The organism is Pseudomonas sp. GW458-11-26-14-LB4 (assembly GCF_059423925.1).
On sequence record NZ_JBWKYU010000011.1, the window covers coordinates 199,313 to 218,409 of the forward strand.

Sequence of the window (19,097 nt, forward strand, 5' to 3'; positions counted from 1 at the left end):
GTCAGTGCTCCTTGTGATCGTCAGGCCTTTTGTACGTCCGGGCGGGTGCGCGAAGGCTCAAGAGTCACCCTCTCCCATTTGGCGATCACCAGGGGCGCGATCGCATTGCCCAACACATTCAGGGTGGTGGTGCCGCTGTCGATAATCCTGAAGATACCGGCGATCAGTGCCACGCCCTCCAGCGGGAGACCGGCAGACGCCAACGTGGCCGACAGGATGACGATGGCGAATCCAGGCACCCCGGCAGCACCTTTGGAGGTCAGCACCATGGTCACCACCAGCAGGATTTCCTGAGAAAGCGACAGATCGATTCCATAAAGCTGGGCGATAAAGATTGTCGCCACCCCGAGGAAGATCGACGCGCCATCGAGGTTGAACGCGTACCCCACTGGCACCACAAAACTGACAATGCGCCGCGGCACTCCGTAGGCCTCCAGCTTGCTCATCAACTGCGGCATGACCGCTGCGGAGGCAGCACTGGAGAACGCAAGAATCAACTCGTCGCGGAAATACCTGATCAACTTGAAGATGTTCTCGCCGATCAGGTAACTGATTCCTCCGAGCACTACCAATGCGAAGACGATCAGCGCCAGATAAACCACACCAATCAACTTGAGCAGGGGCAACAACGAGGCAAAACCGAAGGTCGCGACGGTCGCACCGATCATGCCGAACACCCCTATCGGGGCATAGGCCATGACGATCGAGACGATCCTGAACATCGCATCTGAAATGCCTTGGACCAGCGCAACCACAGGTGCACTTTTCTCCCTGGGCAATGCGTTGAGCGCGACACCGAACAACACCGCGAAGAACAGCACAGAAAGCAACTTCGCCTCGGACATCGCCACCAGAACGTTATCCGGAACGATGTTTTGCACAATCACGAGCGCGCCCTTCGAAGGCTCCATCGTGATGGCGGCAGCACCGTGTGCGATGCCCGAAATATCGGTGCCCGTACCGGGTTCGAAGAGGTTCGCGAAACACAGGCCGATCACGATGGCCAAGCCGGTGATCGCAAAGAAATAGCCCAGCGACTTGATGCCCATCCGGCCGAACGACTTGTTATCCCCGCCTCCGGCGATACCCAGGATCATGCAACAGAACACGATAGGCACGACCACCATCTTCATCATCTTGATGAAGATATCGCCAAGCGGTTTCAGGATCTCCGTACTGACCCACGACTGATACTGCGGATGGGTATTGAAGTACCAACCAACGAGCACGCCAAGCAACAGCCCGGCAACGATTTGCCACACCAGGGGAATACGTTTCATGTCTAGCCTTCTTGTTGGAATGAAAGGACTGCATCAATCGGCAGTTGCTAGAGTCATGAGCTTCCAGCTCACTTGAGATCAAATGGCACAACGCCGTTGTGCCATTGCGTTTCTTACTTGGCGAAGAGCTGGCTCATATCCTTGAAGGCCTTGAATTCGAGGGCATTGCCGCAAGGGTCGAACAGAAACATGGTGGCTTGCTCGCCAACCTGTCCTTTGAATCGAATGTAAGGTTCGATCACAAATTCGGTACCGAAAGACTTGAGGCGCTCTGCCAGCGCTTCCCACTCTTCCCATCCCAGGATGATGCCGAAGTGAGGAACAGGAACGTCGTGCCCGTCGACCGGGTTGCTGTGAACGCTTTGCTGAGAGTCGGTTTTCGGGTGTTCGTGAATCACCAGTTGATGCCCGTAAAAGTTGAAGTCGACCCATTGGTTGCTGGAACGACCCTCTTCCAGGCCGAAGACCTCACCGTAAAAAGTGCGGGCTGCAGCCAGGTTGTAAACGGGGATGGCGAGGTGGAATGGCGAAAGGCTCATCAGGACTCCGATACGGTTTTTGTGGTTGGTGAGCACATCGTAGGGCGACACTGACAGCAAAAAAATCAATATATATTTCTCAGAAACACAACTAATATTTGTGAATGATCAAAGAACTCAAGACCCTCATTGCCGTCGCCCGGGAGGGCACTTTCGCGGCTGCCGGCAACCGGATAGGCCTCACCCAGGCGGCGGTGAGCGCCCAGATTCAACGTCTGGAAGCCGAGCTCGGCTTTGAAATATTCGACAGAAAAGGACGCTCGGCCCACCTCAACAGGATGGGCCAGCAAGTCCTGCTTCAGGCGCAGGAGCTGCTTCGTCTTTACGACAACCTGGGATCGACCACCGTCGGTCTTTCCACCCGCATTCTGGTCAACGTCGGTGCTATCGCCTCAGTCCAGCGATCGTTTCTCCCGGACGCACTCGCCAGGTTCCACCAGCAGTGCCCGGAATGCCGAACGCGTGTCGTGCCCGGTCTTTCCATGGAGCTGGTGAATCTGGTGGACACCGGCGAAATCGACATGGCAGCGATCATTCGGCCGCCCTTCTCGCTTCAAAGCGATCTGCGCTGGACCACGCTGGCGCTTGAACCCTACCGTTTGATCGTGCCCAAGGACGTACCGGGAGAAGACTGGATCGAACTGCTCTCAAGCCTGCCGTTCATTCGCTATGACCGCTCCTCCTTCGGCGGCAGGCAGGTCGATCGTTTCCTGCGACAGATGCATTTCACTTTGCGTGAAGTCTCTGAGCTGGATGAGCTGGAGGCCATCATCAGGCTGGTGGAAAATGGCGTAGGGGTCGCGCTCGTGCCGCAGACGGCCACCCATCAGCAATGGCCGTCAGGTGTGCGGGCGCTTGATCTCGGCCAACACACGTTCCATCGTGATATCGGACTGGTGCACAGGCCTCGGCGGAGTTTCACCGAGCCTGTCAGGACATTGGCTGAACTTATTCTCGAGCAATTCAAGGTGGCGGCTGAGTGAGGGTCGATGGCTCAGCCCTCAACAAGCCGCCCCGCAACCCACGCACGACTATACCCAAGCACTTTCCCCGCCAACCCCAGCGGAAAATGAATCACCCCATGTGCGGTTTCCGGCAACAGATGTACCTCCACTTCCGCCGCCCTACCCCAACGCTCAGCCAACTCAAGCGTGTCATCCCTGAGCGGATCCAGTTGCGCAGCAAACATCAACGCTGGCGGAAAACCGGTGAAGTCACCGTATAGCGGAGACAACGGCGCCTGCCGGCGTTCTTCATCGTTCAACCCCGGCGTGAGCATTTGCAGCGCTTCAACCATACCCGGCCCATCCAGCAGCAAGGTATCGGGCCCGGCGTTGCGTACGCTGGGGGTTCCGGTCAGGTCGTAGACGCCGTAATACAGCAGCGCCCCGCTCACCCGTTCGAGCAGGTCCGGCCACTGTTTGAGTTGCAGCAGGGTCGCGGCGGCAAGGTGGCCGCCTGCCGACTCGCCCACGACGATGACGGGCAGGTTCGCAAACTCGTGGCAGTCATCGCTCAGCAGCCAGCGGGCCGCCGTGAGGCAGTCCTGCATGACGCCCTCGATCGGAGTCGAGACCACAAGCCGATAGTCGACCGAGACCACTGCCACGTCGCAGGCTTTCACCATGGCGATGTTGAGGGGATCGTTCATCTGCGCGTTGCCGATGACCCAGCCGCCGCCATGGAAGTCCAGCACTACGCCTTTGGCCTTTGTATTTGGCCGAATAATCCGCACCGGCACTGACGCGCCGTCGACACCCACCACTTTTCGTTCGGCCTTGAGCCCGTGCTTGAGCAACTTTCTTGCGCCGCCCAATTGGCTTAGGCGCAACAACAACTGAATCGCCCGTGGGGTGATGCGATTGCGGATGCGAAAGCGCGGCAGCCGGGCAAGCTTGCGGTTGAACGCGCGCAATTGCGCCAACTCGTTATCGTCTGCGGGCCAACGGGTTGATGTCTTCATTTCGTCCTGGCTCATCGGCGGTTGTTGCGCAGGATATCAGCGGTTGCGGTCTGTTCCAGCCTGGATGCCTGGAGCAACGCAAAAAGTTCATCGGCCGTCATCTCGCCCCGGTGATAGGAATAGGCAATGATCAAAGACAAACCGACATAGGTGAGTGTTTCTTCGATGGATACCATGAGCTGAAACCGCACTTACTGGAGCCCGTCATGACCACCACCAAAACCCTCTTCATCACCGGCGTCAGCAGCGGCTTCGGCCACGCGCTGGCCAAGGAAGCGCTGGATGCCGGCCACCGCGTCATCGGGACCGTGCGCAACGAAGCCGACCTGCAAGCCTTTCAGGCTCTTTCTATCGATAATGCGTACGGCGTGCTGCTGGACGTCACGGACTTCGACCGCATCGAAGGCGTCGTGGCGACCGTCGAAGCGACCCACGGTCCGGTCGATGTGCTGGTCAACAACGCCGGCTACGGCCACGAAGGCATTTTAGAAGAATCGCCGCTGGAGGACATGCGCCGCCAGTTCGACGTGAATGTGTTCGGCGCGGTCGCGGTGACCAAGGCGTTTGTGCCGTTCTTTCGCCAGCGGCGGGCGGGTCATATTCTCAATATCACGTCGATGGGCGGCACAATCACCATGCCGGGTATCGCGTACTACTGCGGCAGCAAGTTTGCGCTCGAAGGCATCTCCGATACCCTGAGCAAGGAACTGGCGCCGTTCAATATCTTCGTGACCGCCGTCGCACCGGGTTCATTTCGGACCGACTGGGCCGGCCGTTCGATGCAGCGCACGCCCCGCAGCATCGCCGACTATGACGCCAGTTTCGATCCGGTGCGCAAGGCCCGCGAAGACAAAAGCGGCAAGCAACTCGGTGATCCGCGCAAAGCGGCGCAGGCGATGTTGCAGATCATCGCCAGCCCTGCTCCACCGGCGCATCTGTTGCTCGGCAGCGATGCATTGAGCCTGGTGCGCGACAAGCTGAAACGCGCCGCCAGCGAGATCGATCAATGGGAAGCGCTGACCCGTTCCACCGACCATTGAACGGCCCACAGAGAGAACCCGATGAAACAGGCCGACCCAAGCACTTCGCGCATGGTGCAGCTCATGGAAACGCTGGCACCGGTCGAGGGCTACAACCTCAGCGCGCTGGAGGGCGTGCGTTTCCTGCGCTCGAACCGGCCACTGACCCGCACGCCGGTGCTGTACGACCCCGGCATCGTGGTTCTCTGTCAGGGCCAGAAGCGCGGGTATCTGGGCGATGACGTCTACGTGTATGACGCCCAGCATTACCTGGTGGTGTCGGTTCCGATCCCCTTCACCATGGAGACCGACGCCTCTGAGGACGAGCCAATGCTCGCGATCTATATGCAACTCGATTTCCAGGTGGCCAGCGAGTTGATGCCGCAGGTGGATGAGATTCACGGCCCGAGTGATGCGCCACCCAAGGGCATGTTTGCCTCGCCGATGGACGACCGCCTGCGCGCATCGACGCTGCGCTTTCTTGAAACCATGAGCATGGCGGGCGAAGCGCAGATATTGGGGCCGTCGCTGTTGCGGGAAATCTATTACCGCATCCTGACCGGCGAACAAGGCGGCTCGATGCGCGCCGCACTCAATCGACAGGGGCACTTCGGCAAGGTGACGCGGGCGATCCGCAAGATCCACAGCAGCTATCAGGAGCGCCTGGACGTCGAGCAACTGGCGCGCGAGGCGAGCATGAGCGTGCCCAGTTTTCACCTGCATTTTCGCAGTGTGACGGACGCCTCCCCCATGCAATACCTGAAATCGACGCGCCTCCATCAGGCGCGACTTTTGATGTTGCGCCATGCCATGACTGCCTCAGCGGCGGCATTCAGTGTCGGCTATGAAAGCGCTTCGCAGTTCAGCCGCGAGTTCAAACGGTTCTTCGGCCGAACGCCGCAGGCGGAGATCGAGTGGATGAAGGCAACGTATGCGTTACCTGCGCCGACGTCGGCCTCGGTTTATGTTTCGTCGCATTAGTCGATCAGGCATCTACAGGTGACTGCGGGGTGTCGGGGTCCAGTTGCCGACGGCGGAACTGCCCTGGTGGCTGGCCGTGGATCTGGCGAAAGCGCCGGGAGAAATAAGCTTCATCCGCAAAACCACACAGCCTCGCCACCTCGCCCACTGGCCGGGCTCCATTGAGCAGGTAATTGCGCGCCGCGTGCATTCTGCGTTCCAGCACCAGCTCGGTGAAGGTCTTGCCGATTTCCTTGCGCAGCCAGTGCGTGAGGTAAGTCGGTGACAGGTAGGTCGCCGCCGCGACCTTGATCAGATTGAGATCGGGGTCGGCAATATTCTTGCGCAGGTACTCGAACATCCGGCTCAGTGCATCCCGTCGACTGGCCTGTGCTGCGTTTTCTTCCGCCAGGCGCTTGAGCGGTTCGGCATACAGGACGCACACCTTGCCCACCAGTTGCAGCAGCAATCCCTTGAGCACTTCGCGCGTACCGAACTGACGATTCTCGTCCAGCCTGCGCATCTGTTCGATCAGGCCACAGACCTCGTTGAAATCCTCATTCCCCAGAATGAAATCCAAATGCTCCTGAAAGCGAAACGGCGACAGTTCGGGCGCCAGGAGAATCGATACCTCCTCCAGATCCATCGGGTCGCACTGCAAATGCGGCAACAGAAAGGTCTGGGAAAAGTTGATCACCATGAAATTGCTGTCCGCCGGATGCGGGATGACATGCACACGGTGCGGCAGGATAAACGCCAGTGCGTTACGCGGAAACGGACGAACCGCGTTGCCAATGTGCTGCACCGTGTCGCCGCCGAGGTTGATCTGGATCTGGAAGTATTCGTGTCGGTGCGGGCCAGTCTCGGCGCGGCGACCTTTCTTGTCACGAATGTAGAAATCCATCATCTCGCTGCGTTGCTGCATGACGTAGGTGGGCACACGGCATTGTGACGTCATTTCTTGAGAATCCTCGACAGGTTACTTGGGCAGGTTTTCCTGGCGTTACCGAGTTATCGGCTTGGCTCATCTTGAAGGTTCGTCGCCGCCCCTTCAAGCAGTCATACGACGACGCCAGACTCAGTGTTTTTTCTACACCGCCACTGCCAATGATCACTGTCCAAAAAACGCGTCCGCAAATTCAGTATTTTTTCCTTTTAAAAACAGTCGGATAGAAAATAAACCAGAGAGCATCTGGAAAATTTACTGTGTGGACTTTTTTTGGACAGGTTTATCCGGCGCGCCCTTCTCCGGAAAAAATGATCTAACACCTTGATTGATTTCAAGAGGTTGTACGACCACTGTATTTCCCACGCCCAACCTCTTTCAAAAACAACAGAAGGTGCGCACGTCATGAATCCGCTATTGCTCCCCGCCGCCCCTCCCCACCCTTTACCGACGATGCCAGCCGGAAGACGTCCCTGAACGTCTGACCCTGGCCGTTTTTGCCATTGGTTTCAACTTCGATTGCCTTGCCCCCGAACAGCGGGCAACGGCGTCGGCTGTCCGCAAACAACTCGACACTTCTAACAATAACGAGGTCCACTCATGTCGAATTCACACACCTCCCCCACCACCGCCCCGCCGTTGATTGCCGGCGACAGGGACGCCGTCTCTTCCCGGCGGCTGCCGACGCGCCGACGCTGGTTCATGCTCTCGCTGCTGCTGATTGCGACGATCATCAATTACATCGACCGGGTGAACATCTCGATCGCCGCCCCGTTCATGGCCAAGGACCTGGGCCTGGACAAGATCGAAATGGGGCTGATCTTCTCTGCCTTTGCCTGGACCTACGCACTCGCTCTGGTGCCGGCCGGATTTATCGCCGACCGCTTCGGCTCACGTTTTACCTACGGGGTTTCACTGATCAGTTGGTCGACCGTCACCGTATTTCAAGGCTTCGCCACGGGATTCGCTTCGCTGTTCGGCCTGCGCCTGGCCGTCGGGGCGATGGAAGCGCCGGCGTTTCCGGCCAACAGCCGTGCGGTAACCGTGTGGTTCCCGGCGCGGGAACGGGGCCTGGCCAGCAGCATTTACGTCTGCGGGCAATACCTGGGCACGGCACTGTTTACCGGCGCCCTGCTGTGGCTGGCCACAACCTTTGACTGGCGCCATGTCTTCTACAGCACCGGCGCGCTCGGCATCGTCTTCGGTGTGCTGTGGCTGTATCTGTATCGCGATCCGCTGAACTGCAAGAAGGTCAGCAAAGAAGAGTTGAAATACATCGAGGCCGGTGGCGGACTGGTCAAGAGCAGCCAGGAACGCACTCGTTTCAACTGGCGGCAGATCGCCGAGCTGTTCAGCTATCGCCAGGTCTGGGCCATTTGTATCGGCAAGTTCGCCAGCACCTCGGCGCTGTACTTCTTCCTCACCTGGTTCCCCACCTACCTGATCGAAGAACGCCATCTGACCACAATCAAGGCCGGGATCTTTGCCGTGATGCCCTTCGTGGGCGCAACGGTCGGCATCCTGCTCGCCGGCATCGTGTCCGACCTGCTGATCCGTCGTGGTTATTCAATGTCTTTCGCCCGGAAACTGCCGCTGGTGGTCGGGTCGATGCTGGGCATGTCGATCGTGCTGGTGAATTTCACCGACTCGAACGTCATCTGCATCGCCGTGTTGACCATTGCCTTTTTCGCTCAGGGCATCGCGTCGTCCTCGTGGGCGGCGGTGTCGGAGGTGGCGCCCAAGGAACTGATCGGGCTGACCGGCGGAATCACCAGCCTGGCCGCGAACATCGGCGGCATCGTCACTCCGATCGTGATCGGCGCCATCGTCCACGCCACCGGCTCGTTCGCCTGGGCGTTCTGGTTCATCGGCGCCGTGGCGCTGATCGGCACCCTCTCCTATTCCTTGCTGCTCGGTCGCCTGTACCGCATCGAGTTGAAAACGCGCTGAAGCCAGAACAACCGGTTTCTCCAATTGGAGGCGGCTTTCGTCCAACTTCGCCAGCGATTGCCGCCGTACGCTGCACTCTCACACAGGACTTCCAGCAGGATGAACATGACCGAATACGTCTTTACCCCGGATCTGCCAGTGACCTTGCCGATTGTCGGCAGCGAGCAACGCTTTCCCGTCGGACGCGTCTTTTGCGTCGGCCGCAACTACCCATGGCCGGACACCCTGGGCCAACCGCGCCAGCCACCGGTGTTCTTCATGAAACCGGCAAGCAGCGTGGTGGACGCTGCCGGCGAAGTGATCTTCCCGTCACTGACCGAAGAGTTCGCCCATGAAATCGAACTGGTCGTGGCCATCGGCGAAGGCGGTGCGCAGATTCCAGAGAGCCAGGCGCTGGCCTATGTCTGGGGCTACGCCGCCGGACTGGATCTGACCCGTCGTGACGTACAGCGCCTGGCCAAGCGCGACGGTTTGCCATGGGAAGGTGCCAAGGTGTTTGACGGCGCCGCACCGATGACCGCCATTGTGCCGGTCACTCGGACCGGTCGGCTCGAAGGGGAATTATGGTTGAGCGTGAACGGTGAGGAACGCCAGCGCGATCGTCTCGACAGCCAGATCTGGTCGGTGAGTGAAGTCATCAGCCGCATCTCGCAATCCGTAACACTCAAGGCCGGTGACCTGATCATGACCGGCAGCCCCGCCGGCGTCGATATCCTGCAACCCGGCGACGTCATCAGTGCCGGGATCGACGGCATCGGCCAACTCGAAATGCGCGTCGGCCCACGGCCTTGAGTCTGTCCTTAAGTGATTGGAAAAAAGGAGAACAACAAGATGTCTGACACTCAATCCTTGAAAGTGGCCCTGGTGACCGGCGCCGGCAGCGGGATCGGCCGTTCGGTGGCACTGGGCCTGCTGGCCGACGGATACACCCTGGTGCTGGCCGGGCGCCGGCCCGAACCCTTGCAGGCGTTGGTCGATCTGGCGGCCAGCGAAGGAAACGAAGCGCTGGCGGTGCCCACTGATGTACGCGACCCGGCCAGTGTCGATCAGCTGTTTGCAACCATTGCCGAAGTCTATGGACGCCTGGACGTGGTCTTCAACAACGCCGGGGTCAATGCCCCCGCCGTGCCGCTGGATGAGCTGACGTTCGAGCAGTGGCGAAACGTGATCGACACCAACCTCAACGGGGTTTTTCTCTGCGCCCGTGGCGCGTTCGGGCTCATGCGCCGGCAACAGCCACAGGGTGGCCGCATCATCAACAACGGTTCGATTTCGGCTCACACCCCGCGTCCTTTCAGTAGCGCGTACACCGCCAGCAAACACGCGGTGCTGGGGCTGACCAAATCACTGGCGCTGGATGGTCGGGAATTCAATATCGCCTGCAGCCAGATCGATATCGGCAATGCCTTGACCGAAATGTCGGTGCGCATGACCAAAGGCGTGCGTCAGGCCAACGGCAGCATCGCCGTTGAGCCGATGGTCGACGTCAAGCACGTCGCCGACGCCGTGCGCTACATCGCCGGTCTGCCCCTGTCGGCCAACGTCCTGAACATGACCGTCATGGCCACTGCCATGCCGTTTGCCGGCCGCGGTTGAGCCGGGTTTTTATTGCGTAAGTGAGGTTTACATGAAGCCAGAAGTCTTGCAGCTGAGCCCGATCCTGATTCCGCAAATCAATGCCCGTCTCGGCGAACTGTTCACGATCAGGCGTTATTTCGAGCAGGCCGACAAAGCGGCGTATTTGCAGGAACACGGCGCCAACATTCGCGGCGTGATCACCGGTGGCCACACGGGCATCAGCCAGGCGCTGATGGCGCAACTGCCCAAACTGGAAGTGGTGGCGGTCAACGGTGTCGGCACCGATGCGGTCGACCTGGCCTACGCCCGGGATCGCGGGATTCGCGTGACGGCGACCATCGGCGCGCTGACCGAAGACGTGGCCGACCTGGCCATCGGTTTGCTGATCGCCGTGTGTCGTGGGCTGTGTACCAGTGACCGTTACGTTCGCTCGGGCCAGTGGCCGCAAAGCCCGACCCCATTGGCACCGCTGCCTTTGGCGCGGCAAGTGTCCGGCATGCGGATCGGCATCGTGGGCATGGGCCGGGTCGGCCGAGCGGTCGCCACTCGCGCTGCCGCGTTTGGCTGTCCGATCAGTTACACCGACCTGCAACCGATGAGCGATATCAGCCACACCTTCATCGCCGACCTCAAGCAATTAGCCCGCGACAGTGATGCGCTGATTCTCGCGGCGGCCGCCGACAAGGCCGAGGCCATCATCGATGCCTCCGTGCTGCAGGCTCTGGGCAAGGGCGGCTACCTGATCAACGTCGCCCGAGGAAAACTGGTCAACGAAACCGATCTGGTGGCGGCCCTGACGGCTGGCGAGATCGCGGGTGCGGCACTGGATGTTTTCGTTGACGAGCCCAACGTGCCTGAAGCGTTGTTTGCCCAGGAACAGGTGGTGCTGCAACCACACCGCGCCAGCGCTACCCTGCAGACCCGCACCCGCATGGGCGAGATGGTCGTGGCGAGCCTGGTGGACAGTTTTGCCGGAAGAACTCCGCCAGGGTGCGTGACCGGCTGAACCTCACAGTCATCGGGGGCCGCAGCCCCCGCTGACAGATTCCAGCCCCCGACTACAACGTGTAAGAAATGCCGACCTGCACCGTTCTCGGTGCCCCCGGATAGGCGTAGACGTTACCGAATGCGCCCTCGTCGTAGTCCCGGTCAAACAGATTCTTCAGGTCGAGGTTGAGGCGTACCTTGTCATTGACCTTGTAGTAGCTGAGCAGGTCGACAACGGTGTAGCTCCCCATCGAAAACGCGGTGTTCGCCGTCTGACCCGCGCGCTCATCGACATATTTGAGGCCTGTTCCCAGACCCAGACCACTGAGGGCACCGTCCTGGAACTCATAGACGTTGAGCAGGCTGAAGCTGTTTTTCGGGATGTTCATCAGTCGCGTGCCGGAGCGGATCACGTTGTCCTTGGTCACCTCGGCATCGACGTAGGCGTAACCACCGATGACACGCCACTCGGGGGTCAGGTTGCCGGCGACATTGAGGTCAAATCCCCGGCTGCGCACTTCCCCGGCAGCCACGCTGAAAGTCGAGTCCACCGGGTCAGTGGTCAGGACATTGCGCTTTTCAATCTGATAGATCGCCGCGTCAACGCTCAACTGATGATCCAGCGCTTCCCATTTGACGCCCATCTCCCAGGACTTGCCTTTCTCCGGTCCAAAGCCCCCGCCCTGTCGGCTCGCGCCGGTATTGGGCTTGAATGAACGCGCGGTGTCCGCGTAGACCGCGAGGGTGTCGGTCAGGTCGTAGGTCACACCGACGCGGGGCGTCACGGCATTGTCACTGGCCTGCCAGTTCTTGCCGCCGGGCACGTAGGTTTCGTAGTCGTGTTCGAAGCGTTCGAAACGTGCGCCGGCCAGCACTTTCAACCGATCGGTAAGCGCTACCTGGTCCTGTACGAACGCGGCGTAGGTCTTGAGATTTTCCTTGTCGTGGGTCGGGGTGCGCGTCAGTGCCGGACGGGGCTGCCCATACACCGGATTGAAGATATCGATCGGATAGGCACTTACCGCGCCGCTGGAGCGCTGGATGATCGACTGGTAGTCGTAGTCCTCGTATTCGATACCGGTGAGCAATGTGTGCTGCAGGCCGCCCGTGGAGAAGTGACCGGTCAGGTTGAGCTGAGTGTCCTTGTCGGTCCACTCCAGCTTGCGGTAGTTGAAATTTCGTCCCAGGGTCCGGCCGTCGGCGGCAATGCCGTTGGCTTCGATGGCATTGCCCTGCAAGGTACCGTCGAGCCACTGGAAGCCACCGCCGAGCGTCCAGTCCTCATTGAGCACATGCTCGAAGCGCAATTGCGCCATGTTGTTGTCGTTGTGCAACTTGCCGGCGTCCGGTTCACCGAAGAAGGTGTCGCGGGAGGCGGTGCCGATCTGCCGGGGATAACGCGTCGCGCCCCGGTCCAGCGGATGGTTGTTGCGCATGAAGTCGCCCTCGAAGATCACTCGGGTGTCATCGCTGGCTTGCCAGGTCAGCACCGGGGTCACGCCGTAGCGTTCGGTTTCGACGTGATCGCGGAAGGTATCGCCGCTCTCGCCCACCACGTTCAGGCGATAGGCCAGACGCCCCTCTTCATCAAGCGGGCCGGAAGCATCCAGAGTACCGCGGCGCATGCCTTGGTCATTCAACTGGCTGCCGAGTGTGACCGTGCGCTCGGGCAACGGTTGTTTGGAAACGACATTGAAGGTGCCACCCGGATCGCCACGGCCGTAGAGCATGGTCGCCGGACCGCGCAGGACCTCAAGACGCTCGATGGTGTTGGCATCCGGCATGTTCGGATACCCGCGATTGATCGGGAAACCATTACGGTAGAACTCGCCGGTGGTAAATCCGCGCACGGTGAACGTGGTCAGTCCCTGGCCGCCGAAATTGTTGGCTCGCCCTACTCCGCCCGCGTAATCCAGTGCGTCCTGCAGCCGGGTAGCACCGATGTCTTCGACCGCGTCTTTAGTGACGACACTGATCGACTGCGGGGTTTCATGGATCGAGGTATCGGTTCGGGTGGCGCTGGCCGAACGGGTCGCGCGATATCCGTGTACCGGGCCGTCCGCTCTTTCGTAATCCGCGGTACCGACCACATCGGTTGCCTCCAGCTCCAGCGCTGACACCGTTGAATCGGATGGCTCGGCCCACGCAAAGGGAGACAACGTTTGCAACACACAGATGGACAGCAGAGTTCGACGCATGAGGAGAAAACCTTACGGATAGGCCAGAACGAAGGGGATAACTGCCAGCAAAAACGCGGCGGATGGTATACCACCCGCCGCGCAATTGATAGGCATTCCCATTCGTTTGTGCAGCTGACTCTCACCTCTTGCGTCTATTTCCTGCTCACACGCTCAACAGGCGTTTCGTGGTCGCCATTGACGTACTCAACGACTGTCCTGTGCGTTGCAGTTTGTTCAGCAAACTGGCCCCCAGCCACAGTTGATACAGGGTTTCAGCCAGTTGCCGAGCATCGCCCTCAGGCAAGCTTTTTTCGACCTGGCCCTGTTCGATGCACTCGCTGATGCGCGCCACCACTCGCTCTGCACCATCACGCAAGGTCAGGCGCATGGTTTCGGAAAGGTCAGCCACCTCGGCGCTGAGTTTCACCACCAGGCATTCGTCGCCATGGCCTTCCAGGGTGCAGCGATCCTGCCAGCCTTGCCAATAATCCATCAGCCGTTCATAGGCGCTCAGGCCGGGCAGCGTCAGGCGTCGCTCCATGTCCGCCAGATAGTCGATGAAGTAATCCTCGAGCAAGGCCTGGCCGTACAGTTCCTTGGATTTGAAGTAGTGATAGAACGAGCCCTTGGGCACGCCGGCGGTCTGCAGGATCTCGTTCAGGCCGACACTGGTGAAGCCTTTCTCGGCCATCATCCGGTGGCCGGTGTCGAGCAAATGTTGGCGGGTGTCGTCGTAGGTCGGTTTCATGGGGCGCAGATTACCAGGCAATAGACCAGTCGTTTAACTCAAAGGAACGCGAGTTTGCCACACCTGTCCATGAAAAAGCTTCACAGAAAAAATTACTAGACGACTGGTCTAATTGGAAACTATGCTGCGCCCCGACAAACTTTTTCCCGGTGTCGATCCTGTGCGAATCCCTTGCTCATGAACGCTGCCAGACCAACCCAGGGTGCTCTATGAAAATCTTGATGGTTTTGACTTCCCACGATCAACTCGGCAACACCGGCAAGAAAACCGGCTTCTGGCTCGAAGAGTTCGCCGCCCCCTACTACGCCTTCAAGGACGCCGATGCCGACGTCACACTGGTTTCGCCCGCTGGCGGCCAGCCGCCGCTAGATCCGAAGAGCGACGAGCCCGACGCTCAGACGGCTGAAACCGATCGCTTCCGGCAGGACCCTGCGGCCCAGCAGGCACTCGCGAGCACCGGCCGCCTGGCCGACGTACGCGCCGAAGATTTCGATGCGGTGTTTTATCCAGGTGGCCATGGCCCGCTCTGGGACCTGGCCGAAGACAAGCATTCGATTGCCCTGATCGAAGCCTTCGCGCGCAGCAACAAGCCCCATGGCTTCGTCTGCCATGCGCCGGGGGTGCTGCGTCATGTCGTCGACGCAGACGGTAAACCGCTGATCCAGCATCGCGAAGTGACCGGTTTCACCAATTCCGAAGAGGCGGCCGTCGGTTTGACGGATGTCGTACCTTTCCTGATCGAAGACGAGTTTCAGCGTCTTGGCGGTCGCTATTCCAAAGTTGCGGATTGGCAAGTTCATGTCGTGACGGATGGAAAACTGGTCACCGGCCAGAATCCTGCCAGCTCGGCAGCTGTCGCCGAAAAACTGCTGAAGCTGCTGGGCTGAAGCTTTCCGCTACATCCTCGAACAACTGATCCGGACACCGTGTGTGCGTTGCACGGTGTTCTTTTTTCGCCACTTGAATAGTCGACTGGTCTAATAAGGCCATGAAAAGGTATTTCCATGAACCACAGCAGTTTCTTTACACCCGTCACCCTGGGCCGCCACATCCTGAAAAACCGCATAGTCCTGCCGCCCCTCACCCGCCAGCGCAGCACCCAACCGGGCAATGTCGCCAATGAATTGATGGCCGAGTATTACCAGCAGCGGGCCGGTGCGGGCTTGCTGGTGACTGAAGGCACTCAGATCGAACCCCGTGGCCAGGGTTACGCCTGGACCCCGGGCATTCATACACCTGAGCAAATTGCCGGTTGGCGCAAGGTCACCGAGGCTGTCCACGCCAGTGACGGCGTGATTTTCGCGCAGCTATGGCATGTCGGTCGCGTATCCCATACTGCCCTGCAACCCAATGGCGACGCACCGGTGTCGGCCTCCGCCATCGCCACCGACCGGGTCAGTGTGTTCATCGAAACCGCGCCCGGTGTGGGCGCTCTGGTTCCGCCGTCCGCGCCTCGAGCGCTGACCACCGATGAAGTCCAGGAACTGGTTCAGCTGTACATCCAGGCGGCGCGCAATGCCATGGACGCCGGTTTCGACGGTATCGAACTGCATTGTGCCAATGGTTATCTGGTGAACCAGTTCATCTCCGCCCACAGCAATCTGCGCACCGATCAATACGGCGGTTCGCTGCATAACCGTTTGCGCTTTCTGCGTGAAGTGGTGGGCGGCGTCGCCGAATGCATCGGCAAAGAAAAGGTCGGCGTGCGCTTTGCCCCGCTGTTCACCACCACCGATGAAGAGCGGACTTATCTGGGTATGGTCGAGGAAGACCCGCACACCACCTATATCGAAGCGATCAAGGTGCTGCAAGACGTCGGCATCGCCTACCTGTCCATCGCCGAAGCCGACTGGGACGACGCGCCAGTGATGCCGGAAACCTTCCGTCGAGCGGTACGCGACACCTTCAGCGGCGCGATCATCTACGCGGGCCGCTACAACGCCGAAAGCGGTGCGCGGTTGCTTGAATCCGGATTGGCGGACCTCGTGGCTTTCGGTCGCCCGTTCATGGCTAACCCGGACCTGCCCGCGCGGATCGCCAATGGCTGGCCGCTGAATTCGCTGAACCCGGCCACGGTGTATGGCGGCCATGCCGAAGGCTATGTGGATTACCCGGTGTACGGAGAGTAGCTTTCGCTGGCGACACTTTTGGCGAGCTGATTGCGGCCCGCCCCTTTGGCTTGATACAGCGCCTGATCTGCCGCAGCGATCAGGCCTTGTACCGTGTCCAGTTGCGACCCTGTGGCGGCCGCAATGCCGATGCTCACACTCACTCGGCCGAATGGACTGGTCCGGTGAGCGATAGGCTCTTGCGCCAAGCGTTTCAGGATTATTTGCGCCACGACCGCTGCGCCGTCCCTCGTCTCGACTAGACGATTTTCAAAGCCTTGAGAATCACCAGCGTATTCTCGGCAAACGCTTGAGCCTGCCAGGTCAGTTCGGCAAGGTTTTCTTCAGCGGTGGTCAGGGCCCTGCCGTCCTTCAGAAGACCTTCGCCCTGGCCGCCGATGATGCCCCACGCCAGTTGCGCCCATTCAGCCGGGTGCTTTTTGCCTTGCTTGATCGAGATCAGGAACAACTGCTGGAAGCGGCTGACCGTCACGCCACCACCGGTCACCGGACTCGCCAGGGTCTGAATCCTGTTGCCGTACAACGAACGCTTGCACAGCTGCAGGTTGAGGGTGTTGCAACGGGCCTGCACCAGCTTTTCAGCCGCCTCGCTCTGACAGGGCGCTACAACGCTCATGCCGATCAGCACGTTGAGGGCCTGCTCGACGTCGCCATAGGCCAACGAGGGCACGAGATCCAGCAAATGCCGCAAGGTCTTCGGCACATAGGCGTCATCCGCCAGGGCTGCGAGTACCGGGCCATAGATCTCTGCCTGCAGCGTCGCTGCGCCCGCCGGACCGGTGACGTTGGCCGGCACGCTGTCGGCTGCCTGCAACAGGACGAAGCGCGTGCTGAGCATCCGCTCACGGTGCTCGGAGGCGGACAGCTTGTTGGCGCCACGCACATAAAGATCCCGGCGGAAACTCTGGTTCACAAAGTAGTCACGCGCCTGCTCACGCATGACGGGATGCTCGATACCTTCCAGAAAGTCCATGCCTTCGGCGCTCAGGTTGAGCGGGTCGACGGAGTCCAGCGGCACGGCTGTCGTGGCGTAATCGAGCTTGGCGGGTGCCAGGGCATCCACCACGTCGGTGAAATACATGCAGTTCCAGTCGCGGTTGAAATACTCATGGGCGACGTACTGGCGATCCTGACCCTTGATGCTCTGGAGCTTGGCGTCCAGCCCCGGTGCGGAGTTGGCATATTTAGGATTTGCAGCCAGCAGCGCTTCGGAAAATTGCAGCGCAGCGTCGATACGTTGATCAGGGCGCGCAGACGGCTGGCTGGCGAAACGGTCGTGCAGACTGAACAGTTGGCGCAACGGTGCCTGAGGCGACCAGCCCGGGAAGCAGTTGTAGCTGACGTAGAGCAGACCACCTGGCTTGAGATGACGGCGGACGAATTCCACGATCAGCTTATGGTTATCGCGGCTGACCCAGGTCCAGATGCCATGCAGGCTGATGCTGTCGAACTGGGGCAAGTCATGGCGGGCCAGCAACTGCTCGAAGCTGTCGTCATACAGTCGCGCATCGCTGCCCCAGTCTCTGGCCAGAGCGATGGCATGGGACGCCTGACCCGGGTGGAAGTCGGTACCGACATAGGAGCCTGGATTGCCCGCGGCATGGATGTTGATCGAAACGCCCTGACCAAAGCCCAGCTCACAGTGATAACCGTCGGTGCTCTCCAGCGTGGCGAAACCGCGCAGCAGCAGACAATAACGCTGGAAAACCGGATTGATTTCCCGGCTATACCCGTAGGTGTAGCCTTCGTCCGTGAAATATCCCTCGTTCCAGGCATTGCTCATGCGTGCACCCTACTCTGATATCGGAAATGAAAGTCGCTCTTATACGGGGTAGTGATGGCGTATCACAAGAGGAGAAGCTATCAGGCAAACGCGTCTTCGATAAATGCCTCTAGCGTCTCTTCCTCGAGGATTTCGATCGAGAAGTGGCCGAAGCGCTTGGGCAACCAGATGATGCGTGCCCCTGCCGGTGATTGGAGATGTTCGCGGACCAACGGTTTACCGTTTTCATCTTCGGGCTGTACGCCTTCAGCGACAAGCTCGTCGTAGGCTTTTTCGATATCGGGAGTCGAATAGCAGTGACGGTAGATCATGCCCTCGCCTGCGCTATCCAGGAGCTGCCGCAGATTACCGGCCAATGGCTGAACCAGCATGAAACGCTCCTGCCCGATCAACGCAATCGCATAACGCACATGCAGGCCGCCCCGCTCCCACACCAGCGTCCTGGAGGTTCTCGCCTTTAATATTTGCGCGTAGTACGCGCAGGCTTCTTCGAGGTTATTGACGAGTACATCGACGTGACTGAACTTGAGTTGCATTGCCTGCCTCCTGCCGAACGGACGCACATGGTAACCAACAACGCGTGCTCAAACGTGAGCAAAAACTTTCCTGCGGGCAAAACAAAACCCCAACTGCTTTCGCAATTGGGGTTTCGGAATTTAATCTTGACGATGACCTACTCTCACATGGGGAAACCCCACACTACCATCGGCGATGCATCGTTTCACTTCTGAGTTCGGGATGGGATCAGGTGGTTCCAACGCTCTATGGTCGTCAAGAAATTCGGGTACTGAGTCGTGGCCAGAGGGCCTCGCTTCAGCAAATTGGGTATGTGACAGCTTTCGGTGTTTTGTGAGCGTCGAACTTTCGGTTCATTGCGTCTTCACACACCGCAATCTGGCCTTTCGACTCAAATTGCTTGGGTGTTATATGGTCAAGCCTCACGGGCAATTAGTATTGGTTAGCTCAACGCCTCACAGCGCTTACACACCCAACCTATCAACGTCGTAGTCTTCGACGGCCCTTCAGGGAACTCAA

Annotated in this window: 19 protein-coding genes and 2 rRNA genes; 9 read left to right on the forward strand and 12 right to left on the reverse strand. The window is 59.5% G+C overall.

Annotated elements, in window-relative coordinates:
- Positions 1-20: 20 nt before the first annotated feature.
- Positions 21-1,280: a cation:dicarboxylate symporter family transporter gene (locus tag AC07XZ_RS16830; protein ID WP_102686647.1), complete on the reverse strand. Its 1,260-nt coding sequence runs from the start codon at positions 1,278-1,280 to the stop codon at positions 21-23.
- A 113-nt stretch (positions 1,281-1,393) separates the two neighbouring features.
- Positions 1,394-1,819, reverse strand: coding sequence for a VOC family protein (locus tag AC07XZ_RS16835; protein ID WP_085747586.1), 426 nt, complete (start codon positions 1,817-1,819; stop codon positions 1,394-1,396).
- 104 nt (positions 1,820-1,923) lie between these two features.
- Here AC07XZ_RS16835 and AC07XZ_RS16840 point away from each other — a divergent pair, with 104 nt between their 5' ends.
- Positions 1,924-2,802 (forward strand): LysR family transcriptional regulator, encoded by an 879-nt coding sequence (locus tag AC07XZ_RS16840; protein ID WP_039771013.1) that lies wholly within the window; start codon positions 1,924-1,926, stop codon positions 2,800-2,802.
- Positions 2,803-2,813: 11 nt separating this feature from the next.
- On the opposite strand, the gene AC07XZ_RS16845 is transcribed toward AC07XZ_RS16840, so the two are convergent.
- Positions 2,814-3,797, reverse strand: a complete 984-nt coding sequence (locus AC07XZ_RS16845; protein ID WP_256584342.1) for an alpha/beta hydrolase — start codon at positions 3,795-3,797, stop codon at positions 2,814-2,816.
- Entirely contained in the window at positions 3,794-3,958 is a 165-nt protein-coding gene (locus tag AC07XZ_RS16850) for a hypothetical protein (protein ID WP_158247724.1), read from the reverse strand. The genes AC07XZ_RS16845 and AC07XZ_RS16850 overlap by 4 nt, the downstream gene beginning before the upstream one ends.
- 30 nt (positions 3,959-3,988) lie before the next feature.
- Here AC07XZ_RS16850 and AC07XZ_RS16855 point away from each other — a divergent pair, with 30 nt between their 5' ends.
- A complete protein-coding gene (locus AC07XZ_RS16855; protein ID WP_102686645.1) occupies positions 3,989-4,822 on the forward strand; it encodes an oxidoreductase in 834 nt (277 codons plus the stop codon).
- A 21-nt stretch (positions 4,823-4,843) separates the two neighbouring features.
- Positions 4,844-5,782, forward strand: a complete 939-nt coding sequence (locus AC07XZ_RS16860; RefSeq protein WP_102686644.1) for an AraC family transcriptional regulator — start codon at positions 4,844-4,846, stop codon at positions 5,780-5,782.
- A 4-nt stretch (positions 5,783-5,786) separates the two neighbouring features.
- Here AC07XZ_RS16860 and AC07XZ_RS16865 read toward each other — a convergent pair whose 3' ends face one another.
- Entirely contained in the window at positions 5,787-6,719 is a 933-nt protein-coding gene (locus AC07XZ_RS16865) for a helix-turn-helix transcriptional regulator (protein ID WP_085747560.1), read from the reverse strand.
- 588 nt (positions 6,720-7,307) lie between these two features.
- On the opposite strand from AC07XZ_RS16865, the gene AC07XZ_RS16870 reads away from it, so the two are divergent.
- The 4 genes from AC07XZ_RS16870 to AC07XZ_RS16885 all read left to right on the forward strand — a co-directional run bounded on the left by AC07XZ_RS16870 (position 7,308) and on the right by AC07XZ_RS16885 (position 11,241).
- Positions 7,308-8,657 (forward strand): MFS transporter, encoded by a 1,350-nt coding sequence (locus AC07XZ_RS16870; protein WP_085605052.1) that lies wholly within the window; start codon positions 7,308-7,310, stop codon positions 8,655-8,657.
- A gap of 99 nt (positions 8,658-8,756) precedes the next feature.
- Complete coding sequence (locus AC07XZ_RS16875; protein WP_102686643.1) at positions 8,757-9,449, forward strand: fumarylacetoacetate hydrolase family protein; 693 nt, start codon at positions 8,757-8,759, stop codon at positions 9,447-9,449.
- A gap of 39 nt (positions 9,450-9,488) precedes the next feature.
- Positions 9,489-10,253 carry an SDR family oxidoreductase gene (locus tag AC07XZ_RS16880; RefSeq protein ID WP_102686642.1) on the forward strand — a complete coding sequence of 255 codons (765 nt, stop codon included), beginning with the start codon at positions 9,489-9,491 and terminating at the stop codon, positions 10,251-10,253.
- Between the two features lie 31 nt (positions 10,254-10,284).
- Entirely contained in the window at positions 10,285-11,241 is a 957-nt protein-coding gene (locus tag AC07XZ_RS16885; RefSeq protein WP_102686641.1) for a 2-hydroxyacid dehydrogenase, read from the forward strand.
- A gap of 52 nt (positions 11,242-11,293) precedes the next feature.
- On the opposite strand, the gene AC07XZ_RS16890 is transcribed toward AC07XZ_RS16885, so the two are convergent.
- Together AC07XZ_RS16890 and curR are read right to left on the reverse strand one after the other, a co-directional pair.
- Positions 11,294-13,420, reverse strand: coding sequence for a TonB-dependent siderophore receptor (locus AC07XZ_RS16890; protein ID WP_102686640.1), 2,127 nt, complete (start codon positions 13,418-13,420; stop codon positions 11,294-11,296).
- A gap of 145 nt (positions 13,421-13,565) precedes the next feature.
- Positions 13,566-14,150, reverse strand: coding sequence for a TetR family transcriptional repressor CurR (curR, locus tag AC07XZ_RS16895; protein ID WP_102686639.1), 585 nt, complete (start codon positions 14,148-14,150; stop codon positions 13,566-13,568).
- A gap of 209 nt (positions 14,151-14,359) precedes the next feature.
- Here curR and AC07XZ_RS16900 point away from each other — a divergent pair, with 209 nt between their 5' ends.
- The gene (locus AC07XZ_RS16900; RefSeq protein WP_102686638.1) at positions 14,360-15,037 is read left to right on the forward strand and encodes a type 1 glutamine amidotransferase domain-containing protein; all 678 of its coding nucleotides are present in this window, start codon (positions 14,360-14,362) and stop codon (positions 15,035-15,037) included.
- Between the two features lie 117 nt (positions 15,038-15,154).
- On the forward strand, positions 15,155-16,279 hold the full coding sequence (locus AC07XZ_RS16905; RefSeq protein ID WP_102686637.1) for an alkene reductase: 1,125 nt from the start codon (positions 15,155-15,157) through the stop codon (positions 16,277-16,279).
- Here the strand turns inward: AC07XZ_RS16905 and AC07XZ_RS16910 are convergent.
- From AC07XZ_RS16910 to AC07XZ_RS16930, 5 genes are all read right to left on the reverse strand, one after another.
- Complete coding sequence (locus AC07XZ_RS16910) at positions 16,258-16,581, reverse strand: GGDEF domain-containing protein (protein WP_102686636.1); 324 nt, start codon at positions 16,579-16,581, stop codon at positions 16,258-16,260. The genes AC07XZ_RS16905 and AC07XZ_RS16910 overlap by 22 nt on opposite strands.
- Positions 16,518-18,062, reverse strand: a complete 1,545-nt coding sequence (locus tag AC07XZ_RS16915; RefSeq protein WP_102686635.1) for a methyltransferase regulatory domain-containing protein — start codon at positions 18,060-18,062, stop codon at positions 16,518-16,520. Before AC07XZ_RS16915 ends, AC07XZ_RS16910 begins: the two co-directional genes overlap by 64 nt.
- An 80-nt stretch (positions 18,063-18,142) precedes the next feature.
- Positions 18,143-18,598 (reverse strand): VOC family protein, encoded by a 456-nt coding sequence (locus tag AC07XZ_RS16920; protein ID WP_102686634.1) that lies wholly within the window; start codon positions 18,596-18,598, stop codon positions 18,143-18,145.
- A gap of 124 nt (positions 18,599-18,722) precedes the next feature.
- Positions 18,723-18,838, reverse strand: a 5S ribosomal RNA gene (gene rrf, locus AC07XZ_RS16925).
- A 151-nt stretch (positions 18,839-18,989) separates the two neighbouring features.
- Positions 18,990-19,097 (reverse strand): 23S ribosomal RNA (locus AC07XZ_RS16930); the annotation flags it as partial.